The organism is Streptomyces sp. NPDC048606 (genome assembly GCF_040650855.1).
Lineage (GTDB): Bacteria > Actinomycetota > Actinomycetes > Streptomycetales > Streptomycetaceae > Streptomyces.
Genome location: NZ_JBEZIB010000022.1, coordinates 11880 through 37178, shown reverse-complemented (window position 1 = coordinate 37178; position 25299 = coordinate 11880). Strand labels below are relative to the sequence as shown.

Genomic DNA, 25299 nt, shown 5'->3' with positions numbered 1-25299 from the left:
AACGGACGTGACCGCACGAGCCGCGTCAGGTTCCGGTCACGCGCACCGGCCCCGTCCTTCGATGGAACGCCGGCCCCGCGCACGGGGCCAGTCGGGGGAACCCCGGAGCGGCCCGGGGCGGGGGCCCGGTCGGGGGCGCGGGCGGTCGGTGCGGGCGTTGGCCGGATGACGGCGCCCGATTTGGGCGTGTGGATCATCGCGGCTAACCTCCCCAGTCGTTGCCCAAGTCAACCAATAGGGGTCGGTATGGACGCCACCACCGCACACTTCCGCAGCCACGTCGAGGAGATCCTCGACGCCCTGGCGAAGGACCCGGACCGCGAGGCCCTGGTGTACCGCGACCGGCGCGTGAGCGCGGGCGCCTTACGCGGCCTCGTCCACGCCATGGCCCGCGCCCTGCGCGCCCGGGGGATCGAGCGCGGCCACACGGTGACCCTCCTCGCCGGGAACCTCCCCGAGACCATCGCGGCGCGCTACGCCGCCGGCCTGCTCGGCTGCGCCGTGAACCACCTCTACGCCGGCCTTGCGGCCGATGTGCACGCCGACATCCTCCGGGACGTCGAGACCCGGGCCCTGATCGTCGACCCGGCCCACCGCGAACGCGCCGAGGAACTGGCCCGCCGGGTCCCCCTCGACCACGTGCTTCTCCTCGGAGCCGACCTCGGGCCGGACACCGGAGCGGACACCGACCCGGGCCGCGGGACGGCTCCTGACGCCGCGTCGGACCTGGTACGGCTCGCCGCCGAACAGTCCGCCGACGTACTGCCGGGCGCGGCGCGACCGGGTGACGTCTGCACCATCCGGCACACCGGCGGCACCACCGGCCACCCCAAGGCCATCTGCACGACCTTCGCGCAGTGGACGTCGATCGGACCCGACTGGTCCGAGGAGGAGGACGTCCGGGCCCTGGTGTGCACCACCCTCGCGCACGCGGCCGGAATCGTGGCGGACACCACCCTGGGGCGCGGTGGCACCGTCGTCCTGCTGGACGGGTTCGAGGCGGGCCCGGTCCTCGACGCCGTCGAGCGCGAACGCGTCACCCACATGTTCCTCCTGCCGCCCCTCCTCTACCGGCTGATGGACCACCCCGACGTCGACCGCACCGACACCTCCAGCCTGCGCATGCTCACCTACGGCGGCTGCGCATCCTCCCCGTCCCGCCTCGCGGCGGCCGTGCGGCGCTTCGGGCCGGTGCTGAACCAGTTCTACGGCCAGAACGAAGCCGGCGGCATCAGCATGCTCACCCCCGAGGACCACGACCCGCGCCGCCCCGAGCTGCTGCGCACCGCCGGAAGGGCCCTGGACGGCGTGGAGATATCCATCCGGGACGCCGCCGGCCGCAGCCTGCCCACCGGCGGTCACGGGGAGATCTGCGTACGCTCCCCCCACGTGATGGAGGGGTACTGGAAGCAGCCCGAGCTGACCGCCGAGGTACTGCGCGACGGATGGCTGCACACCGGCGACATCGGCTTCGTCGACGCGGACGGCTACCTCACCATCGTGGACCGGCTGAAGGACATGATCGTGGTGGTCGGCGGTCACGTGTACACGGTCGAACTCGAAGACGTGCTCAACTCCCACCCGGGGGTCCGGCAGAGCGCGGTGCTCGGGGTCCCGGACGCCCACCGCGTGGAACGCGTCCACGCGGTCGTGGTCCGTACCCCGGGCGGCCGGGTGGGGGAGGAGGAACTGCGCGCCCTCGTACGGGAACGGAAGGGGACCATGTACGAGCCCGCGACCGTCGAATTCGTCGACGCCCTGCCGCTGACGGACGCCGGCAAGCCGGACAAGAGGCTCCTGCTGGCCCGGGCGCGCGCCTCCGCCGCCGACGTTTCGGAATCGGCAATTCCGGGGACGGCCGTCCCCGCGTCGCGGTGACCCATCCGGCGCCGTGACGGCCGCGGCGCCATCCACGTCGACGAGGAGGACCCGGAGACCTTCCGGCAGGCGCTCCGGCTCAGGCGGGCAGGGTCATGAGCAGCAGCGGAGTGGTCGTGGGCCGCGGAGAGCCTCCGGTGGGTTCGAGGGTGAGACCGACCGCGGTGGCGCCGCCGAGGTCGCCGTCGAGCAGGACGGTGCCGTCCCGGTGGACGAATCCCGCCGGCCGCATCCCGCCCGCGTCGCCCAGCCACAGCTGGTAGGTCTTCCCCGGCGCGGGGGCGGGCAGGCCGGTGGCGGCGAAGACGGCCCCGCCGCCGAGTTCCGAGGTGACGACGGTCGTCAGCGCCCCGTTGGTGGCCCTGCCGTGGGTGGTGCGGGCGTCCGGGGCGGCGAGGACGGCGGTCACCGCGTCGAGCCGCCGCTCGGCCCGGCCCGCCCGCTCGGCCGACCGCTCGCCCTGCTGGTGCTGCCAGGCCGCCAGGCCCGCGAAGCAGGCCGCGGCGGCCACGGCGGCGGCCAGCAGGAGCGGGCCCGCACCGCGCCGGCGCAGGACGCCGAGGCGCTCGTCGGCGGCGGGGACCGCCACCCGCGGGGGGAGTTGACGTACGCCGTCGATCGCGGACAGGGTCCGCCGTCTCATGGCGGCCGGTGGTGTCCTGGCCGTCGCCGTGGCGAGCCGCGCGGCGGTGGCCCGGAACTCCTCGACGTCCAGGCGGCAGTCGGCGCAGTCGCGCAGGTGGCCGTCGAAGGCCTCGCGGTCGGCGCCTTCGAGCGCGTCCAGCGCGTACGCGGCCGTGAGGGTGTGCGGGTCGGTGTCGTGCGGGTTCATGCGGTCACCCCCATGCAGTCGCGGAGCCGGATGAGTCCGTCGCGCATGCGCGTCTTGACGGTCGGAAGCGGGATGCGCAGGGACTCGGAGACCTCACGGTAGGTGAGTCCCCGGTAGTAGGCCAGCGTCACGGCCTGTCGCTGGAGTTCGGTCAGGCCGCGCAGGCAGCGGCGTACCTGCTCGCCCTCCAGACGCGTCTCCACCTGCTCGGCGACCTCGTCGAATCCGGTGGTGTGCTCGCGGGCGGCCGAGGCGTGTTCGCGGTCCGTGGCGGCCTGCGCCGAGCGGACCCGGTCCACCGCCCGCCGGTGGGCGATCGTCGCCGCCCACGTCGTGACGCTGCCGGCCTCGGGCCGGTAGCGGGCGGCCCGCCGCCACAGGTCGATCATCACCTCCTGGGCGACCTCCTCGGACTGCGCACGATCGCGCACGACCTTCACCACGATGCCGAACACCAGGGGAGCGAGGGCGTCGTACAGCCGGGAGAAGGCCTCCTTGTCGCCCTGGGCGACCCGGTGCATGGCCTCGGCGAGATCGGGCCGGCCGGCCGGGCCGGGGGAGCCGAGGGGAAGGGGTCGGTTCACCGGGCCGGCACCGCCTGCTGCGACCAGCCGGAGCGCCGTTCCGGGACGGCCTGTCGGGGGCGGGATGTCCATCGCATGTGAGTCCTTCGTCGGCGGTACGGCCCGAACCACGGGGTGGGTCCGAGGACTTCTTCGTAGCCGACGTGCGGGCGGATGGGAGGTCGTTTCGCGGACCGCCCCGCCGCGCGCCCGTGGCCCGGCGCCCCCCTGTGCGGGGGAGCGCCGGGCCACGGGAGGTCCCGGGCCGCGCGGCCCGGTGGCACGGGGTCAGAACACGGTGACCGTGAAGGGGTTGTCCACGTAGTTGCCGTTCAGGTCGTACGTGAAGACGGTGACCGAGTCGGGGCCGCAGACGGAGTTGGGGTCCGTGCTGAAGCTGCGGCGGTTGGAATTGGGCAGTTCGACGTGGACCACGCTGAACGCCAGGTTGACCTCCTCACTGACGTTCACGCAGTACCGGCCGGTGTTGACGTGACGCACCCAGTCGATGTTCTTGGCCCGCCTCAGCGCGCCGGAGGCGGTGACGTCCGCCGCGGCCTGGACGTAGGGCGAGGTGATCGGCCTCGGGTCGGCCGGGGCGGCGGCGGCGGGAGCGGCGAGCGCCCCGGTCAGGGCGAGCGCGGCGGGCAGGACGGGCAGGAAACGGAACATGACTCACACTCCCGGCGATGGCGTCCCACAGCGAGTTGCGGACGATCCGTCCACCCTCGACCGGCACGGCACACCGTGCCGCCGCCACGCCGGACCGGCCTGGGCCAACCGGGGCCGAAAGTCACCCGCGCGGCCCGGCCGGTACGGCCATCCGGAACCCCGGCCCGCCCCGCTCACACCACCGTGACCGGATGACGGACCACCGCGTCGAACAGGTAGCCCTGGGTGTTGTGCGCGGCCGTGGCCGGCTGCGTACGGCCCGTGGCGTCCGTCGCCCGGGCCAGCAGCGCGGTCGGGCCCGTGGCCCGCGGGGTCCACGGCAGCGACCAGCGCACCCAGGAACCCCGGCGCGGCGCGTCGTGCAGGCGGGCCCGCTGCCAGCGCGCCCCGCCGTCGGTGCTCACCTCCACCCGGTGCACGGGGGCCGCGCCCGACCAGGAACGGCCGGTCAGCAGCCGGGTGCGGTGGACCGGCAGGGTCGCGCCCGACGGGAGCTCGAAGGCGCTCTTGAGGGTCTGCCGCGTCAGCGGGGCACTGCCCTGGGGCGGCTGATCGGGGCCGAACAGCCGGTAGAGGTCGGTGTTCCACGGGGTGTAGAGCGCCTGCGCGCTGACCTCGATGTCGCCGACCCACTTGACGGACGAGATGCCGATCCAGTCGGGGACCACGATCCGGACCGGGCCGCCGTGGTCGGCCGGCAGCGGCTCGCCGTTCATCTCGTACGCGAGGATCACGTCGTCCAGGGCCTTCGAGACGGGCAGCGGACGGCGGACCCGCCCGAGGTTCACCCCGTTGGTGACCACCTCGTCGTCCAGGCCCCGGGGCAGCACGTCCACCGCGCGGCGGGTCACCCCGGCCCGCCGCAGCACGTCCGACAGGCGCGCGCCGCGCCAGCGGGCCACGCCGATCGCGCCGAGCGTCCAGGCCGTACCGGTGACCGTCTGGCCCTGCTGGGTGGTGTAGAAGCTCCGGCCGTTTCCCGCGCACTCGATGAACAGGGTGCGTTCGACGGCCGGCAGGGAGCGCAGCCGGTCGTACGAGAAATCGACCGGGCCGCCCGCCAGGGCGTCGCCCCACACGTTCAGCCGCCAATCCGCGGCGGTCAGGCGGGGGGTGACGGTGTGGTTGCGCACGAAGAACCGGTCCACCGGAGTGAGGTGTCCGGTCCCGCGCAACGCGGCGAAGTTGGTCTCGGCGTTGGTGCCGCGCAAGGTGAACAGCTCGGGCGGCAGCGGTTTCACGATCCCGGGCGCCGCCGGCGCGGCGGGGACGGCGGCCGCGCCCGGGTGCGCCGTCGCCCCGGCGGATCCGGCGGCGGCGAGCCCCAGCGGGCCGGCCGCCGCCCCCGCCGCGAACAACCGCAGAAGATCACGGCGGTCCACTCCGGCGGAGCGGGCGCGGCCGCGCGCCCACTGGCGCAGGCGCGCACGGTCGTACTGGCTCTCGTCCGACAGGTCGACGGGCATGGCGGGACACTCCTTGGTCGCGATTCCCGACGGACCGTAGGACCACCCCGCCACCTGCGGGAACCTCGGGGACGCGATGGCCACGAACCTGCAACACGGGCGCAACGCGCCGCCCTCCGCCGGCCCCGGGACCGCCGCCCCGGGCCGCCGCGTGCACCTCCTCGGGACGGCGCGTAACGTCGATGGTGTGCGTCGCGCCGACACCACCGTGGCGGCATCGCCCGGCGGTACGGCCGTGGCTGCCGACAGAGGATCGGGATCACATGGCAGAGCACCGCTTCCCCCTCGGGGCGCCCGCCGCCGGGGCCGTACTGGCCCTCGTGGCGGCCTTGGGCCCCGCGCAGGCGCAAGCCGCGCCGCAGGACGCCGACGCCGGCGCGGGCGGCGCCGGCGCCACAGCGGCCGGGACCGCCGCGCCCGCCACCTCGGGCTCCGCCGCCTCGGCCCTCTCGACCACGGGCCTGCCGAGCTCACGCTTCGTCCCCGGTCCCTGCCCGAAGACGCCCGCGCCGATCGAGGCGCTCGCCACCGCCCGGTGCGGATACCTGGAGGTCCCGGAGAACAGAGCCCGCCCCGACGGGCGGACGATCCGACTGGCCGTCGCGGTCATCCCGGCGAAAGCGGCCGAACCCGCCCCGGACCCGGTGGTGTTCATGGCCGGCGGACCCGGCGGAGAGACCTTCGACGACATCCCGTACCTGGTCTCCTCCGGGCTGAACCGCGACCGCGACCTGATCGTCATGGCCCAGCGCGGCAACCGCTACGACCAACCCGGCCTCGCCTGCCCCGAACTCGACCGGTTCTACGCCGAGTCCGTGGGGCTCCCGTCCTACGCACCCGGGACGGAGCGGCTCATGCTCGCCGCCGCGAAGCGGTGCCACGACCGGCTGACGGCCGCCGGCATCGACCTCGCCGCCTACAACAGCACCGAGAACGCGGCCGACTTCGCCGACCTGCGCACCGCACTGGGCCTCGGGCAGTGGAACGTCTACGGCCACTCGTACGGCAGCAACCTGGCCCTCACCTACCTGCGCCTGCACCCCCGGGGGATCCGCGCGGTGGCGGTCGACTCGATCGCCCCCGCGCAGTCCGTCTCCCTGCCCTTCGCCTGGGCCGGAGCCCGCGAGGGCCTCGACAACCTCTACCGGGCGTGCGCCGCCGAGCCGACCTGCCACGAGCGCTACCCGAACCTCGAACGCACCCTGAACGAGCAGGTCCGCAAGCTGGAGGAGCGGCCGCTCACCCTGGACGTCACGCCGCCCGGGGGCAAGGCGCCGGTGAAGGTCGTCCTCGACGGAGGCGCCCTGGTCAACCTGCTCGTCGCCAAGGCGGTCCCCTTCGCCGAGGTGCCCGCCGCGATCGACGAACTCGCCCGCGGACGCCCGGAGCGCTTCGCCCGGGCCCGCGCCGCCGGCGCGCGGCAGGCCGTCGGCGAGAGCGCCCACGGGCTGACGAATTCGGTGGTGTGCGCGGAGTGGGTACCGGGCCACTCCGCGTCCGACGTCCTGGACGCGGGCCGCCGCGCCTTCCCCGACTGGCCGCGACAGGTCCAGGCCCAGGCACCCCAACTGGCCTTCCAGGAACAGGTGTGCCGGATCTGGAACGTCCCCGACCGCACCGCGGAGCAGCGGGTCGCCCCCGCCGGCTCGGTGCCCGTCCTCTTCCTCAACGGGACGTTCGACATGAAGACCGGAGCGAGCTGGGCCCAGAAGACCGCCCGCATGCTGCCCCACGCGACCACCGTACGGTTCCCCGGCATCGGGCACTGGACGGTCCCGCAGTCGCCCTGCGCCCAGAAGGTGCTGGCCTCCTTCCTCGCCCGTCCGAGCGCGCCGGACACCGGCTGCGTCGCCGACCTGAAGTGGGAGCCGTTCACGATCACCCCGAAGTGACCCCGAAGTGACCCCGAATCGAGTTCGGAATCGACCGGGAGGACAGATGGCACGGTCGCACGTACGACGCCTGCGCACCGGATCGGCCGCGGCGACGACCGGGATCCTCCTCACCGGGCTGCTCGCGACCTCCGCGAGCGCACGGGAGGAGACACCGGCGGGGGAGACCGGGACCGTCGCCCGCACCGTGGGCGACGCCCGCTTCCGACCCGGCCCCTGCCCGAGGACCGCGGACCCGGTCCCCGAACTCGAAGGGGCCCGCTGCGGCACCCTCACCGTGCCCGAGAACCGCACCGCCCCGGGCGGGCGGGACATCACCCTCGCCGTCGCGATCATCCCGGCGGTGGCGGACGAGCCGGAACCCGACCCCGTCGTGTGGCTCGCCGGCGGACCCGGCGACGACGCCGTGGGGGAGGCCAAGATGGCCGTCGACGGCGGCCTGAACCGCGACCGCGACCTGATCCTCATGTCGCAGCGCGGCACCTACTCCGCAGACCCGGCGCTCACCTGCCCCGGGATCGACGAGTTCAACGCGCGCGCGACCGGCCTCGTCTACGGCGCGCCGTCCACCGAACGCCTGCACGTCGAGGCCACCAAGGCCTGCCGCGACAAACTGGCCGCGAGCGGCGCCGACCTCAGCGCCTACAACGACATCGAGAGCGCCGCCGACCTCGCGGACCTGCGCAGGACGCTGGGCCTGAAGGAATGGAACGTCTTCGGCATCTCCTACGGCACGCAACTGGCGCTCGTCTACATGCGCCTGCACCCCGAGGGCATCCGCGCCGTGGGCATCGACGGCGTCCTGCCGCCGTCCACCGGTGGTTCCGCCATCACCTGGAAGGCCGCCAAACAGGGCTTCGACGGCCTGTTCAAGGCCTGCGCCCGGCAGCCCGAGTGCGACCGCCGCTACCCGAACCTGCCGGCCACCTTCACACGGCTCGTCCGAGACCTGGAGGCCAAGCCGGTCACCACCACCGTCACCCTCCCCGACAGCGGGAAGCGCGTGAAGGTCGTCCTCGACGGCGGCGCCCTGGTCAACTGGATGACCGCCGCCACGCACGTGGCCCCCCAGGTGCCCCGCGCCCTCGACGAACTGGCCCACGGCAAACCCCAACGGATCGCCGAGCAGTGGGCGTCCGGCAAGTACAGCCCCCAGGCCATCGGCCGGCTGTCGCACGGACTGGTCTACGGCGTCTTCTGCAGCGAGTGGACCCCGTACGAGACCGAGGCCGAAGCACTGCGCGGCGGCCGGGACGCCTTCCCCGAGTTCCCCCCGTCGGTCCAGGCCCAGGCCCCCCTGCTGACCTCCCTGCGCCCGGACTGCGAGGTCTGGGACGTTCCCGCCGCGCCCCGCTCCATCCGCGACGTGACGCGCAGCGACATCCCCACCCTCGCCCTGTCGGGCGCCTTCGACGCCCAGACGGCGGCGGCCAACGGCGCGTACGTGGCCGAGACCCTGCCCCGGGCCACCGTCGTGACGATCCCCTACGAACCCCACGTCGTCTTCGCGACCTCCCGGTGCGCCCAGTCCATCACCCGTTCCTTCTTCAACGACCCCGAGGCCCCGGACACCGCCTGCCTGAAGGACCTCAAGGCGCCGAAGTTCGAGATCGGCCCCTGACGGCCGCAGGAAGGACGCGCGCGACGCGCGTCCGGCTCAACGGCGGACCGCCGGCGCGGGATCGACGATGACGCGGGGCAGGGCGTCCGGGTGCTTCTCCGCCAGCCAGGTCACCAGGCGCTCCCGTACCGTGCAGCGCACCGTCCACAGGTCGTCCGCGTCCTTGGCCGTGACGATGACGCGCACCACGAGGGTCGAGGTGGTGGTGTCCGTGACGGCGACGTCCCACCCGCGTCCGTCCCAGGCCGGGCAGTCGTGCAGGACCTCGAACACCTTGTCGCGCACGAGGTCGACGGGCGTGCTGTGGTCGCAGTGGAGGAAGACGGTGCCGGTCATCTGGACGCCACCGCGCGACCAGTTCTCGAAGGGGCGCGTGGTGAAGTACGAGACGGGCATGGTGATCCGGCGTTCGTCCCAGGTGCGCACGGCGAGGTAGGTGAGGGTGATCTCCTCGACCACGCCCCATTCGCCCGCGACGACGACCGTGTCCCCGATGCGCACCAGGTCGCCGAAGGCGATCTGGAAGCCGGCGAAGAGGTTGCCGAGGGTGGACTGGGCCGCCACGCCGGCCACGATGCCGAGGATCCCCGCCGACGCGAGCACGGAGGTGCCGAGCGCGCGGAAGCTCGGGAAGGTCAGGAGCATGGCCGCGGCCGCGACCAGGCCCACGAGGACCGTGACGACCCGCATGATCAGCGTGACCTGGGTACGGACCCGGCGCACCCGGGCGGGGTCGCGGGTGCCGGTGGCGTACCGGGCGTACCCGGCCTCGACCACGGCCGAGGCCACCCCCACGGTCAACCAGGCGCCCACCCCGATCAGGACCAGCGACAGGACGTGGCCCACGGCGGCCGCGTCGTCCTGGAGCAACGGCGCCGTGGCGTAGCGGTGGGCGCCCCGCAGGAGCGCGGCGAACAGGACGATCTGCAGGGCTCGACGGCAGGGGCGCAGCAGGTCCCAGAGCGGTGTCTCGGGGTGTCGTGCGGCGGCCCGGCGCAACAGCCGGTCGGCGACCCACCCGGCCAGGACGGTGAGCAGGATCGAGCCCGCGAGGACGGTGGGCAGGAGAAGTGCGCTGTTCATATCCCCTCGGTGGTGGTCGGCGGCATGGATGTTCCCGCCTATGCCCCGGGGGGCCGAGGTGACACAAGGGCCGCCCCGCCGACCTGCTGACCGGACGCCGCCCTGCCGACCGGCGGCGACGGCCGGCCCGGCGCGCGGGCTCAGCCCGGGGCGGGGGCGATGTCCCCGCGCAGCCGCCGGAGCCGGAGCACCAGTTCCAGCTCGAAGCGGCGGTCCGGGTCGTCCAGGTCGTCGCCCCACAGCTCACGGAGCTGCCGCAGCCGGTAGCGCACGGTCTGCGGGTGGACGCCGAGCCGCTCGGCCACCTCCGGTGCGCCCCCGCGCGTCTCCAACCAGGCCAGCAGCGTCTCGGCGAGCCGCTGCGCGTGCGCGGGTCCGCCGGACTCGTCCAGCCTGGCCAGCCGCCGCCGGGCCAGGTCGTCCACCAGCTCGCCCGCCGGCAGCAGGACCAGCGCCTCGACGTGTTCGGCGCTGTGCAGGAGCCGCCCGCGCGGCAGGACGCCCTGCTCGATCATGCGTACGGCGGTCTCCGCCCACCGCAGCGAGGCGGCGGCCTCCGCGACGGGAACCGAGGGGCCGATCGCACCGGACCAGCCGGTGACGGCCCGGTGCAGCAGCTCCGCACGCCCCGGAGCGTCCGGCTCCGGCACGACCAGGCGCGGTCGCTCGCCCTCCATGTCGAGCAGCACCTCGTCGCCCACGGCGGGGGCGACCGCCTCCACGGTCGGGCGCAGCAGCACGGCCACGGCCACCCGCTCGGGCAGCTGCCAGCCCACGTCGGCCGCCCGGTCGGCGAGGAAGGCCGACCGGTCCGAGCGGTGCTCGGAGAGCAGCAGGTCGATGAGCAGACGCTGCAGGCGCAGCCGCTCCCCGGCCTGGCGGGCGATGGCCTCGGCGTAGCCGCGCACCGACTGGGCCACCATCACGTCGAGGTACTCGAAGGCGTACTCGGCGAGCTCGTACATGGCCAGGGAGGGGATCTCGGCCTCCCGGCCGATCTCCGCCATCCGCCGCCAGGACAGGCGCACGCCCAACCGGTAGATCCCCTGGAGGGAGTCGAGGCTGCGTCCGTGTGCGACCTCGCCGCGCCCGAAGTCCCGGAACATCTCCGGAAGGGCGCTCGGGCGGTCCGAGCCCCGGGTCATCTGCTGGACGAACTGCTCCAGCGCGTGCCGGATCGCCACCAGGGCCTTCGGCTCCCCGGAGTCGTCGTCGATGAACACCAGGCTCGGGTACTCCCGCCGGATCGCGGCGAGGATGTCCTGCGCCAGCCTGGGGACCTCCTCCAGAGCGCGGCCGGCGAACCGCTGGATCCGTTGCCGAGGTACGTCGCGCCATGCTGACGAGGCTTCCAAACCACCGCTCCTGGACTTCCGGTCGAAAAGAGTGCGTCGGCCCGCCCGCACGCGGGCCGGCCGGTTCCGAGGGCGTGGTCTAGCCCTCGCCCGGCCCCTTGGATCCCGAGGGCCCGGGCACGGGCGGGTCGGGGAATGTGACGAGCGGCACGTTCTGCTGCGGGGGCGTGGCGTCGAGGGCGGCGACGACGGCGAACGCGGCGCCCGTCGCCAGAGCGGTGGCGATGACGCAGGTCAGGAGGGCGGCGAGCAGTCTGGACATGAGGATGATCGGCCTCTCAGTCGATGAGGTCTGTCACCCAGCGCGCCGGCCCGGTCCGGCGCGGTCAGTATGCGAGGCGCATTGACAGGTGGTCAAGCTCCACCTAGCTTCGCCGTTCACGGCAGTGTTACCACCGGGTAAGTCGCTTATCGCCCCGGACGGGTTGTGATCCGTACGCGCGGCCGTTTCCCGCACCGCCCCGAACTCCCGCACCTCGCGTCCGTATCGGAGTACCCGCATGCGTCGTTCCGCATCACCCCTGTCCCTGATCCTGCTGGGTGCCGGTGTCTTTCTGCTGGTCCTCGGCCAACTCTTCGCCTGGTACGTGGAGCCGCGCGCCAAGCGCACCCCGACGGACACCGTCTCCACGACGGTCTTCGAGGGCAAGGGCAGCTATTTCGACACCGGCTCCGTGGCCACGCTCCAGGACCAGCAGCTCACGATCACCCGTCGGGTGGTGGGAGACGTCGCCGGCAGCGAGCGCAGCGGAAACGCGGTCTGGGACGTTTCCACCCAGATCGACACGCCGACCTCGCTCCCCCTGGCCGACCCGCGCAAATCCCTCCAGTGGACCACCGAGCGCTGGGTGACCGACCGCAGGACGAACCTTCCGGTGCACTGCTGCGAGGAGAAGCCCCGGTTCGAGGGCGAGGCGTACCTGAAGTTCCCGTTCGACGTGGAGAAGCGCGGCTACACCTGGTGGGACAGCAGCCTGGGCGCCACGGTGCCGCTGGAGTTCGACCGGGTGGTCAAGGTGGACGGGCACGAGGGCTACCGCTTCGTCGGCTCCGTGAAGGCCACCGCGACGGGCACCCGTCTGGTGCCGGGCGTCCTGGTGGGCAGCTCGAACCCGGGTCAGGTGGCGGCCGAGGAGTGGTATTCGAACACTCGGATCGAGCTGACCGCGGACCCGCGCACCGGCCGGATCATCAACGCGGCCCTCGCGCCGACGAAGACGCTGCGGGCCCCCGGCTCGCAGACCGACGCGGTCACGCTGCTCTCCAGCGAGCGGTTGGAGTTCAGCGAGGAGACCCGGCGCGAGCAGGTCAAGCTGGCCGGCGAGGGCAGCGGCCAGCTGGAGCTGCTCGGCGAGACCGTGCCGCTCGCGGGCGGGATCGCGGGCGGAGTGCTGATCGTCGCCGGCGTCGTCCTGCTGGTTCGGGGCCGTCGGCCCGGACACTCAGCCGGATGACAAAAACCGGGCTCCCCGAGGAGTCGAAGTTGTCACCCCGGTGAGTAGCCGGAACCAATCGCGATACGAACACTGAGGTTACCCCGCGGTAAGCCCCGTGTTACCGGCGGAGCCGCCCGACCGGCGGCGCCGCGGCACCCCGGCACCCGCGGTACGCAGCACGTAGCGCGCAGTACGGAACCACCCGCGGTGCGCACGCACCGCGGACCGGCAGTACGACACCACCCGCAGCACCCGCACGCGCACCATTCGCGTCCGCACCGTCCCCGTCACCCGCACCACGCGCACGATCCGCAGCACCCCCGGTACCCCGCAGCACCCGCACCATCTCGCAGTACCCCCAGTACCCCCAGTACCCCGCATCACCGCAGTGACCGCACACCGAGCCAGCCCAGCGCTTCATCCCCGGAAGCCCGGCCATCCCTCACCCGCCTGCCTCCCGCAGCCGCCGAGTTGGAGCACCTCTATGCCCCAGCGCGCGTCCGCCCTGGCCCCCGGCCAGACGGACTCCTGTCCCGTCCCCGCTCGCACCCGCACCGGCGCCCACGGCGCCGTACCCCTCACCGCGGACCCGCACGTCGCACCACCCGTACCGCCCGCGGCGCCCCTGCCGCACAAGATCACCTTCCTGGCCCGTCGTGACCTGGCCAACCCGGCCGCCGGCGGTTCGGAACTGCTCATCGACCGCATCGCCGACGGCCTCACCGCCGGCGGCCACGAGGTCACCCTGGTGTGCGGCGGTCCGGCCGCCGCACGCGACTACCGGGTGGTCTCCGCAGGAGGCGACGCGGGTCACTTCCTGCGGGCCAAGGCGACCTTCGCCCGCGAGGTCGGCGACTGCGACCTGCTGGTGGAGGTGTGCAACGGCATGCCGTACCTGGCGCCGCTGTGGCACCGCGGACCGACGTTGTGCCTGGTCAACCACGTGCACACCGACCTGTGGCAGATGCGGTACCCGGGCCCGGCGGCCCGCCTCGGGCGCAGGCTGGAGCACTGGGCGCTGTCGGGCACCCACCGGGACAACCTCATGGTGGCCGTCTCCGAGTCGACCGCCGCCGAGCTGCGCGGCATCGGCGTGGCCGCGGACCGCATCAGGATCGTCAACAACGGCGTCGAGGAACCCGGCCCCCTGCTGCCCGAGGCGAAGGAACCGCTGTTCCTGGCCGTCGGCCGACTCGTCGAGTACAAGCGCATCGACCTGCTCCTCAGACTGTGGGAACGGGTGCGCCCCGTCACCGGCGGACGCCTCGTCATCGTGGGCGACGGCCCCGAGCGGGGCCGGCTGGAGGCCATGGCCGGACCCGGCGTGACCTTCGCCGGCCGGGTCTCGGACGCCGAGAAGCACCGGCTGATGTGCGAGGCGTGGCTCCTGCTGCACCCCTCGCTCGTCGAGGGCTGGGGGCTCGTCGTCACCGAGGTGGCCGCCCGCGCCACCCCCGCGATCGGCTTCGACATCCCCGGCCTGTGCGACTCCGTCGTGGACGGGGAGACCGGGGTGCTCGCCAAGGGCGAGAGCTCCTTCGCCGCCGCCTGGTGCGCCCTGGCCCTGAGCGGCGAGCGGCGCGCGGCCATGGGGCGGGCCGCCGCCCGACGGGCCGCGAACTTCCGCTGGAGCGCGACGGTCCGTCAGTTCCAGGCGGTCGCCGCCGAGGCCGCGGCCCGCGCCGCCACGCAGGGCCGGGGACCAGGCAAGGGCGGTCATGGCTGAGGTCACCGAACGCGGGTTCAAGGATCCGTCGCTGAGGCGCTCGGCCGCCCTCTTCCGGGCGTTCATGCGCGAGCCCACCGACCCCGAGCGCTGCTACACGATGCTGGCCCGCGACTCCGTCGCGCAGGTGGCACGCCACGTCGACCTGCCCGGCAAGATCGTCGTCGACATCGGCGGAGGCAGCGGCCACTTCACCGAGGAGTTCCGCCGGCGCGGCGCGCACAGCTACCTCTTCGAGCCCGACCCGAGGGAGCTGGGCTCCCGCGGCCGTCCCCCCGAGGACGCGGTGCTCGCGGACGGCTACCTGCTGCCGCTCGCCGACGGCGCGGCGGACGTGTGCTTCTCGTCCAACGTGCTGGAGCACGTCGCGGACCCGCAGACGTTCATCAGCGAGATGGCCCGGGTCACCCGCCCCGGCGGACTGATCTACCTGTCCTTCACCAACTGGCTCTCCCCCTGGGGCGGTCACGAGACCGCCCCGTGGCACTACCTCGGCGCCGACCGGGCCCGCGCGCGCTACAAGCGGCGCACCGGGCACGAGGCCAAGCACACCCTCGGCGAGAACCTCTTCGCCGTCCACATCGGTCCCACCCTGCGGCACGTCCGCGGCCGCGACGACGTCCAGGTCGTCACGGCCCGATCGCGTTACTGGCCGTTCTTCGCGAGCACGATCACCCGGGTGCCCGGACTCCGCGAGATCGCCACCTGGAATCTGCTGCTGATTCTCAGGCGAAGCCCATGAGCATGCGAAGCGAGGAACGGTAAATGACCACTGCGGTCCAGGCGCCCACCCGGGCGCCGCAGCCCGGCCCGACGCCGTCGGAGGCGTCCGGCGAGCCGCGCGGACGACGCCTGCTGTTCGGCTTCTGGGCCGTCGTGCTGGCGGCGTTCCTCGCCGTGTCACCGGGGAAGATGACGTTCGAGACGAAACTCGGCGTCGCCCTCGACCCCTGGCGCTTCATCGGCGACCTCGGTTCGCTGTGGAACGGCAACGTGGGTCTCGGAGGCATAGCCAACCAGTACGTCGGCTACGCCTTCCCGGCCCTTCCCTACTACGCGCTCATGGACCTGCTCCACGTGCCGATCTGGCTCGCCGAGCGGCTCTGGCTGTCCCTGATCGTGACCGCCGCCTTCTGGGGAGCGCTCCGGCTCGCCGAGCGGCTGCGCGTGGGCACGCCCGCCTCCCGCGTCCTCGCGGCGGTGGTCTACGCCCTGTGGCCCACCTTCACGATCGTCGTCGGATCGACTTCCGCCGCCGCGCTGCCCGGCGCCCTGCTGCCCTGGGTGCTGCTGCCCCTGATGTCCGCGACCCACAGCCCCCGCAAGGCCGCCGCGCGTTCGGCACTGCTGATCCCCTTCATGGGAGGGGTGAACGCCGCTTCCACCCTGGCCGCGCTGCTGCCCGTCGGCCTGTACCTGATCAGCCGCCCCGCCGGCCCGCGCCGCCGCGCCCTGCTGGGCTGGTGGATACCCGGCGTCGTGCTGGCCACCGTCTGGTGGGTGGTTCCGCTGCTGCTGCTCGGCGTGTACGGCGAGGACTTCATGCCGTACGTCGAGCAGGCCGACACCACCACCGCCACCATGTCCGCGACCGAGCTGCTGCGCGGCGCCGGCAACTGGGTGGCGTACCTGAACTTCGGCGAGGCCTGGCTGCCCGCCGGCTGGACCGTCGCCACCTCCGTCGTCGCCGTCCTGGGCTCGGCGTTCGCCGCCGCGCTGGGGCTCGCCGGCCTGGCCCGGCGCGACCTCCCGGAGCGCCGCTGGCTGCTGCTGACCGTCCTGGCGGTCGTCCTCATCGCGCTCGCCGGCTACGGCGGTGCCTTCGGCGGCCCCTTCCACGGGGTCGTCCAGGAGTGGCTGGACGGGCCGTTGAAGCCGTTCCGCAACGTCTACAAGTTCCAGCCCGGACTGGCGCTCGCCCTCGCCCTCGGACTGGCCCACCTGACGGCCGTCCTGTCCGTGAGCAGGGGCTCCCACGCCCTGCGCGGGCGCCGCTGGGTACCCGCGGTCGCCGCGGTGGTCGTGCTGCCCGGTCTGGCGCTCCCGTACGTCGACGGCGCCGTCCTGCAGCCGGGCGCCTTCACGAAACTGCCCTCCCACTGGGCGAAGGCCGCCGACTGGCTCGCGGACAACGCCCCGCACAGCCGAGCCCTGGTCGTCCCCGCGACGGCGCACGGCATCTACACCTGGGGCTCGTCCATCGACCAGCCCTTCGACGTCCTGGCCGACACCCCCTGGGCACAGCGGGACTTCGTGCCCTTCGGCACTCCCGGAGCACGCCGCATGACGGACGCCGTCGAGCAGGCGCTGCTGTCCGGCGCCGAGGTCCCCGGCCTCCAGGCGTACCTGGCGCGGGCCGGCATGCACGAGGTGGTCGTGCGCAACGACCTCGACCCCGACCAGATCGGCTGGGTCCCGCCGCAGACCGTGAAGCGGACCCTGGAGGCCTCCGGCTACCGCAAGGTCACCGGGTTCGGGCCGCTGGTGACCGGTGGACGCATCGCTCCCGACACCCCGCTCCAGCTGACGGCGCTGTACCCGCGGCTCCAGTCCGTGGAGATCTACCGGCCGCAGGACCGCGTCGCGCGGCCCGACCGGGTCGCCGTCTCGGCCGTGGCCGACACGGCCGTGCTCAGCGGCGGTCCCGAGTCGCTGCTCCAGCTGTCCGCCGACCCCTCGATGACGGACCGCCCGGCGGTACTGGCCGGGGACCCGCTCCCCAAGGGCCTCACCGCACCGGTGAAGGCCGTCGCGGACGGACTGCGCCGCGCCGACACCCGCTTCGGCCTGGTCAACAACAACACCTCGTACACGTACACCGCGAACGAGCGCAACCACTCCGGCAGCCTGCAGAACCCGGGCGAGGAGCCCAAGCAGATCCTGCCCAACGGGGGAAGCGACCACCAGACGACCGCCGTGCTGCGCGGCGCCAAGGCCGTGACGGCCTCCACCAGCGGCAACTGGCTCTTCCACCTGCCGCAGTACGACCCGGTGAACGCCTTCGACGGCAACCCCGCCACGGCCTGGGCCGAGGGCAGCGCCGGCGAGCCGGCCGGACAGTGGCTCAAGGTCGAGTTCGCCCGGCCCACCGATGTCCCCGCCACCCTCCAACTGACGCCCCTGCCGGGCGAGGCCGTGCGCGCGGCGCCCACGCGGGTGCGCGTCGAGACCGACCGCGGGACGGCCGACAGTCCCCTGCAGACCAACGGCCGGCCGCAGACCGTCAAGGCCCCCTCCGGCCAGGCCTCCTGGATGAAGATCACCATCCTCGCGGCGCAGCAGGCCAGTGCGGGCCTCTCCGGGGCCGGCTTCTCCGAGGTGTCGATCCCGGGCGTCCAGGTGACGCGCCTGCTGGCGCTGCCCGCCGACGCGGAACGCACCCAAGCGCCGACGAGCGTGTACTCCGTACACCGCGGCCTCGACGTGGGCGGCCTGTCCCCGGCCTCCACCGAGGCGGGACTGCACCGCAGGCTCACCACCGGGGAAGCGGGCGAGTACACGGTGTCGGCGGGAGCCGTCGCCCTGCCCGGAGACGCCCTGGACAAGCTGCTCGACCGCGCCGCTCCCGGACCCGAGAACCGGCTGCGGGCCACGGTGGACTCCACCGGCAGCAGCGCCACCCTGCTCGGCGCCCGCAACCTGGTCGACGGCGATCTGACGACCGCCTGGATCGCGGGCGACCGCCCGGTGGTCCACCTCGCCTGGTCCGGGATGAGGAAGATCGACGAGGTCGTCCTCGTCTCGGCGGGCGGGGTCTCCACCCGGCCCGAACAGGTGACGATCTCCTCCCCGCACGGCGCCGCGGTGGCCGACGTGGACGAGACCGGACGGGTCCGCTTCCCGGAGATCGAGACGGACCGGCTCGACATCACCATCAGCCGGGTCGCACCGCTCACCGTCCACAACCCGGTGGCGAACGCGCGCCTGCAACTGCCCGTCGGGCTGAGCGAGGTCCACGTGCCCGCCCTGGCCGACCTGCGGGTGCCCCGCCCGGATCCCTCCGCCCGCTTCTCGCTGGAGTGCGGCCAGGGACCGGACCTCGCCCTCGGCGGCGTCCTGTACAAGACGAAGGCCTCCGGACTGGTCACCGACCTCGTCGACCGGCGCCCCGTCACCGTGACCCTGTGCGCGGGCGACGAGGCCGACGGCACCGTGGCCCTCCCGGCCGGCGAGATCGAGCTGGAGGCCGCCGACACCGGCCCGCTGGCGATCACCGACGTCAGGCTCACCCGGGGCACCGCGCAGCCGCTCGCCGGAGCGGCCGGCCGTGAGGCCACCGTCGCCGACTGGAGCGACGACCGGCGGACCGTCAAGGTGTCGGCGGGCTCCGGCGGGGCCGCGTACCTGCGGACCTTCGAGAACGCCAACGACGGCTGGAAGGCCACCCTCGGCGGCGCGGAACTGGAGTCGGTCCGCCTGGACGGCTGGCAGCAGGCCTGGGTGATCCCGGCCGGCAAGTCCGGCACGGTGACCATGGAGTTCGAACCCTCCGGCACCTACCGGGCCGGGCTGATCGTCGGTGCGCTCGCCCTCCTCGCCCTGGTGGCCCTGGCCTTCGCGGGCCGTCGCCGCCAGGACGACGGGACGGACGACCGGCTGCCCGAACCGGCGGCCCCCGGGCTGCTGCTCGGGACGTTGGCCCTGACCGCGGTCGTCGCCGTGGTCGCGGGACCGCTCGCCCTGGTCGTGCCCGTGCTCGCCGTCGCGGCGCGCTTGCGACCCGCCGTGCTCGTACCGACCGCGGCGGTGGCGATGGCCGGAGCCGGCCTGGTCGCGGCCGTCGGCGCGGGCGAGCCGATCGCCGCCGCGCAGGGCTCCTACAGCGGCCTCGCCCAGGTGCTCGCCCTGGTGGCGCTCTCCGCCGCGCTGGTCACCCCCTTCGGGTCCACGTCCGAGGACGCCGCGCCGCAGGACGCCCCCGGGCCGCGCGACGACGAGGCCGCCGGGGCGCCGGAGGCCGGACCGGTGGTGACGGCCGGACCCGCCGGACCTGCCGGACCTGCCGGCGCCGGCGACGGGGGCGCGCCCCGCACCTCCCTGCGCAAGCCGGACGGCGGTGGCGCCGCGTGATCGGACCCTGGACCACCGCCGGGAGAGGGTCGACGCCCCCTCCCGGCGGGGCCCGGATCCCCTTCCCGACCGTCGACGAGGTGTCGCGGCACTGCCTCGACGCCGACGAGCCGGAAACCGTGCACATCGAGGTCCACCTGCCCGGACGGGTGGACCCCGCACGGCTGCGCGCCGCCTTCCGGCAGGCGCTGCTGACGCACCCCCGCGCCCTGGTGCGGGAGGTGCCCGGCCGCAGCCTGCACCGGACGCTCGCATGGGAGCAGACCGGCGAACCCGACGGCGAACCGGTGAACTTCACCGGGCGCGGCCCCGAGGCCCTGGCCCGCGCCCGGGCCCGCGCCCTGACGGACTGCCCGTCGCTCGCGCTGTCCCCGCCGATCCGCCTGGACGTCGTCGAGACGGCCGACGCGGACGGCGGGGCCGGTGCGGACGGTGGGAACGGTGGGAACGGGTCGGTGCGGGCGGAGCCGTTCGCGCCCGCCGGGACCGTACTGCTGCTGACCCTGCACCACACCGCACTCGACGCGCCGTCGGGTCTGCGCATCCTCGCCACGACCGCCGAACGGTACGCCGGCCTCGCGGCCGTCCGGATCCCCGGACGGCCGCGACCGGCCGCCGCACGGCCGGAGCGCGGCACGAGCGGGGGAACGGGCCGGACCGTACGCACACGGCCCGTACGGCTCGCACCGGACTCCCGCCCCGCACCGGCGCGCGCCCGCGCGGTGGGCAACGGCATGCTGCTGGCGGACCTGCCCGTGCCGCCGCGCGCGGCGCCGACCGGAACCCTGCCGCCCTGGACGGTCAACGACCGGCTGCTGGTCGCCGTGACCCTGATGATCGCCCGCTGGAACCTCGCGCACGGCCGGCCGGCCGGCCCCGTACGCCTCACCATGCCCGTCGACGACCGCCCGCGCGGCACCGGGATGCCGATGGGCAACGGAACCCGGCTCGTCGAGGTGCCCATGACCGCCGAGGACCCCCGCGACACCCGGCTGCTCACCGGCGAGCGACCGGACCCGGCGGCCCTGGAGCGGCTGCTGCGCGCCACCGCCCGCCGCACCCGCGCCCTGACGGCCGACCCCGGTTCCCCGATGGGCGCCGCTGCGGACCTGCTGACCGCGCCGCTGCTGCCCGTCGGCGTACGGGGCGCCCTCACCCGGGGCGCCCGACGGGCCGCCGCGTCCTGGACGTCGACGGCGCTGGTCACCAACGTCGGACGCGTGCCGTACGCGCTGGACTTCGGCGACGCCGGCAGGGCGAGCGCCGTCTGGTTCTCCGCGCCCGCGCGCATGCCGCGCGGGCTGAGCGTCGCGGCGGCCTCCACCGGCGGGCGCCTGCACGTCGCGCTGCGCTGGTCACGGGCGCTGCTCGCCGACGCCTCCGGCGCGGACCTGCTGCGCCTGTTCGAGGAGTCGATGGCCGCGGCCTCCCTCACCCCGGGCGAACCGCGACGGCACGACGCCCGCCGCCCGGAACCGACCACGGACGGAGCCCGCTCCGCCCAGGACCACCACGAGAGGTCGTCATGACCCCATCGGCCTCCGGCTCCGCGGTCGCCGGCACCTCGCCCCGCGACCCGGGCACCTCCCCGGACCGGCGCCCACCGGCACTGCGCGACTTCTACGAGAACCCCGCCGTCCCCGTCGCCTCGGGGCACGCCCGCACCCTGCGCCAGGCCCGGATGCTGGCCGCCGCGCTCGGCCCCGTCGGGCCCGACCGACCGCCCGCGACCGTGCTCGACGTGGGCTGCGGCGACGGCTCCGCCGGCGCCGTCGCCGCCCGCGTGCTCGGCGGACACCACGTCGTGGGCATCGACTGGTCCCAGGACGCCCTGCGCCGGGCGGCGCCGCGCCTGACCCAGGTCGTCCGCGGCGAACTCACCGGCGACGGGCTGCCGTTCGCCGCCGAAAGCGCCGACGCCGTGCTGTTCAGCGAGGTCGTCGAGCACCTCGTCGACCCCGACGGCGCCCTCGACGAACTGCGCCGGGTCCTGCGGCCCGGCGGACACCTGATGCTCTCGACGCCCAACCTCGCCGCCTGGTACAACCGCGCCCTGCTCCTCGCCGGAGTCCAGCCCGTGTTCTCCGAGGTGAGCCTGCGCCGCATCCACGGCCGACCGGGCACCGAGGTCGTCGGTCACCTGCGGCTGTACACGGCCCGCGCCCTGCGCGAGTTCGTGGCGGCCTCCGGCTTCGAGGTGGTGGCCCTCGCCGGCGCGCCGTTCCACGGCGTCCCGCGCCCGCTCCGCCCGCTGGACCGGATGGCCTGCGCACGGCCCTCCCTCTCCTCCATCCTCCTTCTCCACGCGAGAAGGGCGTAGCCCGTGGTGTGGGGCGTGGTCGCCGCCCTGGTGGCGAACCTCCTGTACAGCACCGGCTTCGTCCTGGAGAAGCGGGCGCTCGCCGGCATGCCGCCGCTGAGCGTCGCCCGCCCCGGCCGGGCCCTGCTCCTGCTGGCCGGCCGGCCCCTGTGGATCTGCGGCGCCACCGCGCTGGCCCTGGGCTTCGCCGCCCAACTGGCCGTCTACCGCACCCTGCCCCTCGTCGCCGCCCAGGGCCTGTTCCTGTCCGGGCTGGTCTTCCTGCTGGTCCTCTCGTCGGCGGTGCTCGGCGAACGGGCCTCCGGCCGCGAACGGCGCGCGCTGGCCGTCATCGGCGTGGCACTGGCCATGGTGGTCACCTCCCTCTACGGGGCCGGGGAGGACGTCAGCCGCAGCGCGCCCACGGGCACTCTGCTGGCCCTGTGCGTACCGTCCGTCGCCGCCGGACTCGCGCTCTACGCCGCCGCCGAACGGCGCGCCCGCCGCCGCCACCGCCAACCCACCACCGGAGTGTCCTACGCGGTCGCCGTCGGCCTGATCTACGGGGTCAGCTCCCTCGCCATCAAGGGAGTCTCGGGCCGCCTGGACACCTCCGACCTCCTGGGCTCCGCCCCCGCGCTGCTCACCACCCCCCACCCGTACCTGCTCCTGCTGACGGGGGCCACCGGACTGGTGCTGTCGCAGACCGCCCTCCAACGCTGCCGGGCCTCCCTCATCGTGCCGGTGTGCTCGACGGTGGCCTGCGTCTTCGCCGTCGTCAGCGGCACGATCGCCTTCGACGAACCGCTGCCCGCCGACCCGGCGCGGCTGCTGCTGCGGCTGGGCGGCATCGCGCTCGCCCTGACCGTCCTGCTCACCCTGCCGCGCCACGACGCGGACGCTCCCGCCCACCCCTCCTCCGAAGGAACCCGGTCATGAAGCCCGACAGCCCGCTGCTGAAGATCCTCGCCTGCCCCCTCGACAAGGGGCCGCTGATCCTCGACGAGGCCGGGAGCGCGCTCTACAACCCGCGCCTGCGCCGCAGCTACCCGATCGTCGACGGCATCCCGCAGCTCCTGCCCTCCTCCGGCGTGCCCGCCGCCCCGGAAGCGCACGCCCCGGCGACCGAGCGGGGCGCCGCGCCCGAGGGAGGCACCGCCGACTCGGGGTGAACCCGCGTACGGGGGCGGGCGGACGCGGGGGAGGGCGCGGACCGGCGCGCCGCTCGCCGGGCTCGCGGGCGCTCAGTCCTGCTTGATGGCGGAGACGTCGAACTCCAGGACGACCTTGTCGCCGACGAGCACCCCGCCGCCTTCGAGGGCGGCGTTCCAGGTCACGCCGTAGTCCTTGCGGGAGATGGACACCGACCCCTCCAGGCCGACGCGCCGGTTGCCGAAGGGGTCGACGGCGGTCCCGGTGTACTCGAAGTCGATGGCGACCGGGCGGGTGGTGTCCTTGATGGTGAGGTCGCCGGTCACGCGGTACTCGTTGTCGGAGAGGACCTCGATCCCGGTGGTCTCGAAGGTGATGTCGGGGAAGTTCGGCACGTCGAGGAAGTCGTTGGTGCGCAGGTGCTGATCGCGCTGTTCGACGCCGGTGTCGATGCTCTCGGCCTTGATCACCACCCGTCCCGTGGAGCGGGCCGGGTCGGAGCCGTCCAGCCGGGCCGTCCCGTCGAATTGGTGGAACGCGCCGCGGACCTTGGTCACCATGGCGTGGCGGGCGATGAACCCGATCCGGGTGTGGGCGGGGTCGAGGACGTAGCTGCCGGTGAGTTCGGCGAGGTCGGACGGCGTGGTCATGGGTGCCTCCAGGGAACCGGATCCCGCCGGCGGTCCGGCGGGATCGTCTGCGGCCACGCTAGGCCGCCCGGGCGCCGCGCCCCGGAGGCACGCACGGGCCGGCGGCGGAGTACACCCTGACGCCGACCGCGGGCGACCGCGACGGGGCCCGGGACACCGACCGCGACGGGGCCCGGGACACCGACCGCGACGCCGACCGCGACGGGGCCCGCCGCGACCGGCCCCGAACGGGCGGGATCAGACGTGGTACCAGCCGAAGGCCCCGGCGTCCTCGGACGGGTCGAAGGACTGGTGCAGCGCCACGAGCGCGCTGATCAGCCTCGGATCGGTGTCCCCGGCCCGCACCTCGTACCGGTCGGACATGCCCCGGAACACCAGACGGGTCCGTCCCGAGCCGTCGCGCCAGGTGACCCGGCGGGGCGGACGGAAGCCGGCGTCGTCCTCGGCCATGAAGGCGGCGATCGAGCACACCCAGCTCAACACCAGACCCGTCGGCCACCACACGGCCCACCACACCAGGCGGCCCCGGTGGCCGCGCAGGTGCGGCCCCTGGACCGGCTCCAGCGTCCACCGCGCCCGGCGGACGCGGAAGGAGGGCCGCCGCCGGTAGGTGACGCGGCCCAACGGGGCGCCGTAGTGGTCGTCGACGCGGTAGACGGCCGGCTGCCCGGAGCCCCGCGAGCCGGGGTGCTCGGTGCGCACGTGGACGAAGGGCACGCCGGAGTCGTCCAGGAGGCGGAAGGAACGGGCCTCGGGGTAGCGGGCGTCGTCGGGGCCGGGCGCGTCACGGGTCGCCCAACCGGCGCCGCTGTGCGCGCCGTTGCTCTCCGTGCGCAGCACCCGGGGCGTGGGCCCCTGGTACTTCACCTCGTACGTCGCCGGGCCCCAGGCCATGACCTCCCCTTTCGCACTGCTGTGGTGGAGTCATCATGTTCTCATCAACCCGGGGGTGTGCGACCGCCGGTGTCACCGGGAGTGACGTCCGGGCTCAGGTCGGTCGGGGGACCGGCGCGGGGCGGAGCCTCAGTCCCGCCAGTGCCAGGTGAGCGAGGCGTCCTCGGGCAGCGCCGCCCAGCGGGTCGCGGCCGCGTCCAGGGCGGCGCGGGCACGCACCAGGGCGGCCTCGTCGAGCGGCGGTCGGCCCACGCCGCGCCCCGTGACGGGAAGTCCGGACCAGGCCCGGTAGGCCCAGTTGACGGCCATCTCCGCGGCCAGCACCGCGTCGCCCCCGCGGCGCAGCACCTTGAGCCCCGACCGGCGGTGGCGTCCGGGCTCGATCGTCTCGAACCCCTGGAAGGTGGCACCGGCCGCCGTCGCGCCCCAGAAGCCGTCCGTGATGCCGAGCACCTCCTCGACGGCGGCGTGGGCGAGGTCGTGCGGGATCGTCGGACCGGTGGGCTGCGCGGGCAGCCGTACGGCGGGGCCGCGTCGACGGTTTACCGTGATCTCGTGCTGATTGCCCGGCAGCTTCCGGAAGGTGATGTCCATCGTCCCCGACGATAGGACGGCGGCCGCGACGACCGCCGGCGGTTTTCCGGGCCCCGCCGCGCGGGGCACCGGGGCGTGGCGGAGCGGTGGTCCGCCGGCCTGACGCGCGCGGGGCG

The 25299-nt window shown here is 74.4% G+C and carries 21 protein-coding genes; 11 read left to right on the top strand and 10 right to left on the bottom strand.

Features of this window, described 5'->3' with window-relative positions; translation table 11 throughout:
- Positions 1-246 precede the first annotated feature (246 nt).
- The gene (locus AB0D01_RS23365; protein ID WP_363058245.1) at positions 247-1878 is read left to right on the top strand and encodes an AMP-binding protein; all 1632 of its coding nucleotides are present in this window, start codon (positions 247-249) and stop codon (positions 1876-1878) included.
- Between the two features lie 79 nt (positions 1879-1957).
- On the opposite strand, the gene AB0D01_RS23360 is transcribed toward AB0D01_RS23365, so the two are convergent.
- The 4 genes from AB0D01_RS23360 to AB0D01_RS23345 form a co-directional block, all read right to left on the bottom strand.
- Complete coding sequence (locus tag AB0D01_RS23360; RefSeq protein ID WP_363058243.1) at positions 1958-2710, bottom strand: anti-sigma factor; 753 nt, start codon at positions 2708-2710, stop codon at positions 1958-1960.
- A complete protein-coding gene (gene sigK / locus AB0D01_RS23355) occupies positions 2707-3294 on the bottom strand; it encodes an ECF RNA polymerase sigma factor SigK (protein WP_363058241.1) in 588 nt (195 codons plus the stop codon). Before sigK ends, AB0D01_RS23360 begins: the two co-directional genes overlap by 4 nt.
- Before the next feature lie 267 nt (positions 3295-3561).
- Complete coding sequence (locus tag AB0D01_RS23350; RefSeq protein ID WP_363058239.1) at positions 3562-3945, bottom strand: hypothetical protein; 384 nt, start codon at positions 3943-3945, stop codon at positions 3562-3564.
- A 173-nt stretch (positions 3946-4118) separates the two neighbouring features.
- Positions 4119-5411, bottom strand: a complete 1293-nt coding sequence (locus AB0D01_RS23345) for a sulfite oxidase (RefSeq protein ID WP_363058237.1) — start codon at positions 5409-5411, stop codon at positions 4119-4121.
- 263 nt (positions 5412-5674) lie between these two features.
- Here AB0D01_RS23345 and AB0D01_RS23340 point away from each other — a divergent pair, with 263 nt between their 5' ends.
- Together AB0D01_RS23340 and AB0D01_RS23335 are read left to right on the top strand one after the other, a co-directional pair.
- Entirely contained in the window at positions 5675-7303 is a 1629-nt protein-coding gene (locus AB0D01_RS23340) for an alpha/beta fold hydrolase (RefSeq protein ID WP_363058235.1), read from the top strand.
- Between the two features lie 46 nt (positions 7304-7349).
- A complete protein-coding gene (locus AB0D01_RS23335) occupies positions 7350-8924 on the top strand; it encodes an alpha/beta fold hydrolase (protein WP_363058233.1) in 1575 nt (524 codons plus the stop codon).
- Positions 8925-8960: 36 nt separating this feature from the next.
- Here the strand turns inward: AB0D01_RS23335 and AB0D01_RS23330 are convergent, their stop codons facing one another.
- The 3 genes from AB0D01_RS23330 to AB0D01_RS23320 form a co-directional block, all read right to left on the bottom strand.
- Complete coding sequence (locus tag AB0D01_RS23330; RefSeq protein ID WP_363058231.1) at positions 8961-10007, bottom strand: mechanosensitive ion channel domain-containing protein; 1047 nt, start codon at positions 10005-10007, stop codon at positions 8961-8963.
- A gap of 140 nt (positions 10008-10147) precedes the next feature.
- On the bottom strand, positions 10148-11362 hold the full coding sequence (locus AB0D01_RS23325; protein ID WP_363058229.1) for a helix-turn-helix domain-containing protein: 1215 nt from the start codon (positions 11360-11362) through the stop codon (positions 10148-10150).
- Between the two features lie 79 nt (positions 11363-11441).
- Positions 11442-11624 (bottom strand): hypothetical protein, encoded by a 183-nt coding sequence (locus tag AB0D01_RS23320; protein ID WP_363058227.1) that lies wholly within the window; start codon positions 11622-11624, stop codon positions 11442-11444.
- Positions 11625-11862: 238 nt separating this feature from the next.
- Here AB0D01_RS23320 and AB0D01_RS23315 point away from each other — a divergent pair, with 238 nt between their 5' ends.
- The 8 genes from AB0D01_RS23315 (at position 11863) to AB0D01_RS23280 (ending at position 23065) form a co-directional block, all read left to right on the top strand.
- Positions 11863-12816, top strand: coding sequence for a DUF3068 domain-containing protein (locus tag AB0D01_RS23315; protein WP_363058225.1), 954 nt, complete (start codon positions 11863-11865; stop codon positions 12814-12816).
- 466 nt (positions 12817-13282) lie between these two features.
- Entirely contained in the window at positions 13283-14524 is a 1242-nt protein-coding gene (locus AB0D01_RS23310) for a glycosyltransferase family 4 protein (RefSeq protein WP_363058223.1), read from the top strand.
- Positions 14517-15266: a class I SAM-dependent methyltransferase gene (locus AB0D01_RS23305; protein WP_363058221.1), complete on the top strand. Its 750-nt coding sequence runs from the start codon at positions 14517-14519 to the stop codon at positions 15264-15266. The genes AB0D01_RS23310 and AB0D01_RS23305 overlap by 8 nt, the downstream gene beginning before the upstream one ends.
- Before the next feature lie 23 nt (positions 15267-15289).
- Positions 15290-19594 carry an alpha-(1->3)-arabinofuranosyltransferase family protein gene (locus AB0D01_RS23300; protein ID WP_363058219.1) on the top strand — a complete coding sequence of 1435 codons (4305 nt, stop codon included), beginning with the start codon at positions 15290-15292 and terminating at the stop codon, positions 19592-19594.
- On the top strand, positions 19591-21123 hold the full coding sequence (locus AB0D01_RS23295) for a condensation protein (RefSeq protein WP_363058217.1): 1533 nt from the start codon (positions 19591-19593) through the stop codon (positions 21121-21123). The genes AB0D01_RS23300 and AB0D01_RS23295 overlap by 4 nt, the downstream gene beginning before the upstream one ends.
- Positions 21120-21914 (top strand): methyltransferase domain-containing protein, encoded by a 795-nt coding sequence (locus AB0D01_RS23290; protein ID WP_363058215.1) that lies wholly within the window; start codon positions 21120-21122, stop codon positions 21912-21914. The genes AB0D01_RS23295 and AB0D01_RS23290 overlap by 4 nt, the downstream gene beginning before the upstream one ends.
- 3 nt (positions 21915-21917) lie before the next feature.
- Complete coding sequence (locus AB0D01_RS23285; RefSeq protein WP_363058213.1) at positions 21918-22832, top strand: DMT family transporter; 915 nt, start codon at positions 21918-21920, stop codon at positions 22830-22832.
- Positions 22829-23065: a Trm112 family protein gene (locus AB0D01_RS23280; protein ID WP_363058211.1), complete on the top strand. Its 237-nt coding sequence runs from the start codon at positions 22829-22831 to the stop codon at positions 23063-23065. The genes AB0D01_RS23285 and AB0D01_RS23280 overlap by 4 nt, the downstream gene beginning before the upstream one ends.
- Before the next feature lie 72 nt (positions 23066-23137).
- Here AB0D01_RS23280 and AB0D01_RS23275 read toward each other — a convergent pair whose 3' ends face one another.
- The 3 genes from AB0D01_RS23275 to AB0D01_RS23265 form a co-directional block, all read right to left on the bottom strand.
- Positions 23138-23695, bottom strand: a complete 558-nt coding sequence (locus AB0D01_RS23275) for a YceI family protein (protein ID WP_363058209.1) — start codon at positions 23693-23695, stop codon at positions 23138-23140.
- A 237-nt stretch (positions 23696-23932) separates the two neighbouring features.
- Positions 23933-24589, bottom strand: coding sequence for a hypothetical protein (locus tag AB0D01_RS23270; protein WP_363058207.1), 657 nt, complete (start codon positions 24587-24589; stop codon positions 23933-23935).
- A 129-nt stretch (positions 24590-24718) separates the two neighbouring features.
- Positions 24719-25183 carry a hypothetical protein gene (locus AB0D01_RS23265; RefSeq protein WP_363058205.1) on the bottom strand — a complete coding sequence of 155 codons (465 nt, stop codon included), beginning with the start codon at positions 25181-25183 and terminating at the stop codon, positions 24719-24721.
- Positions 25184-25299: the final 116 nt, after the last annotated feature.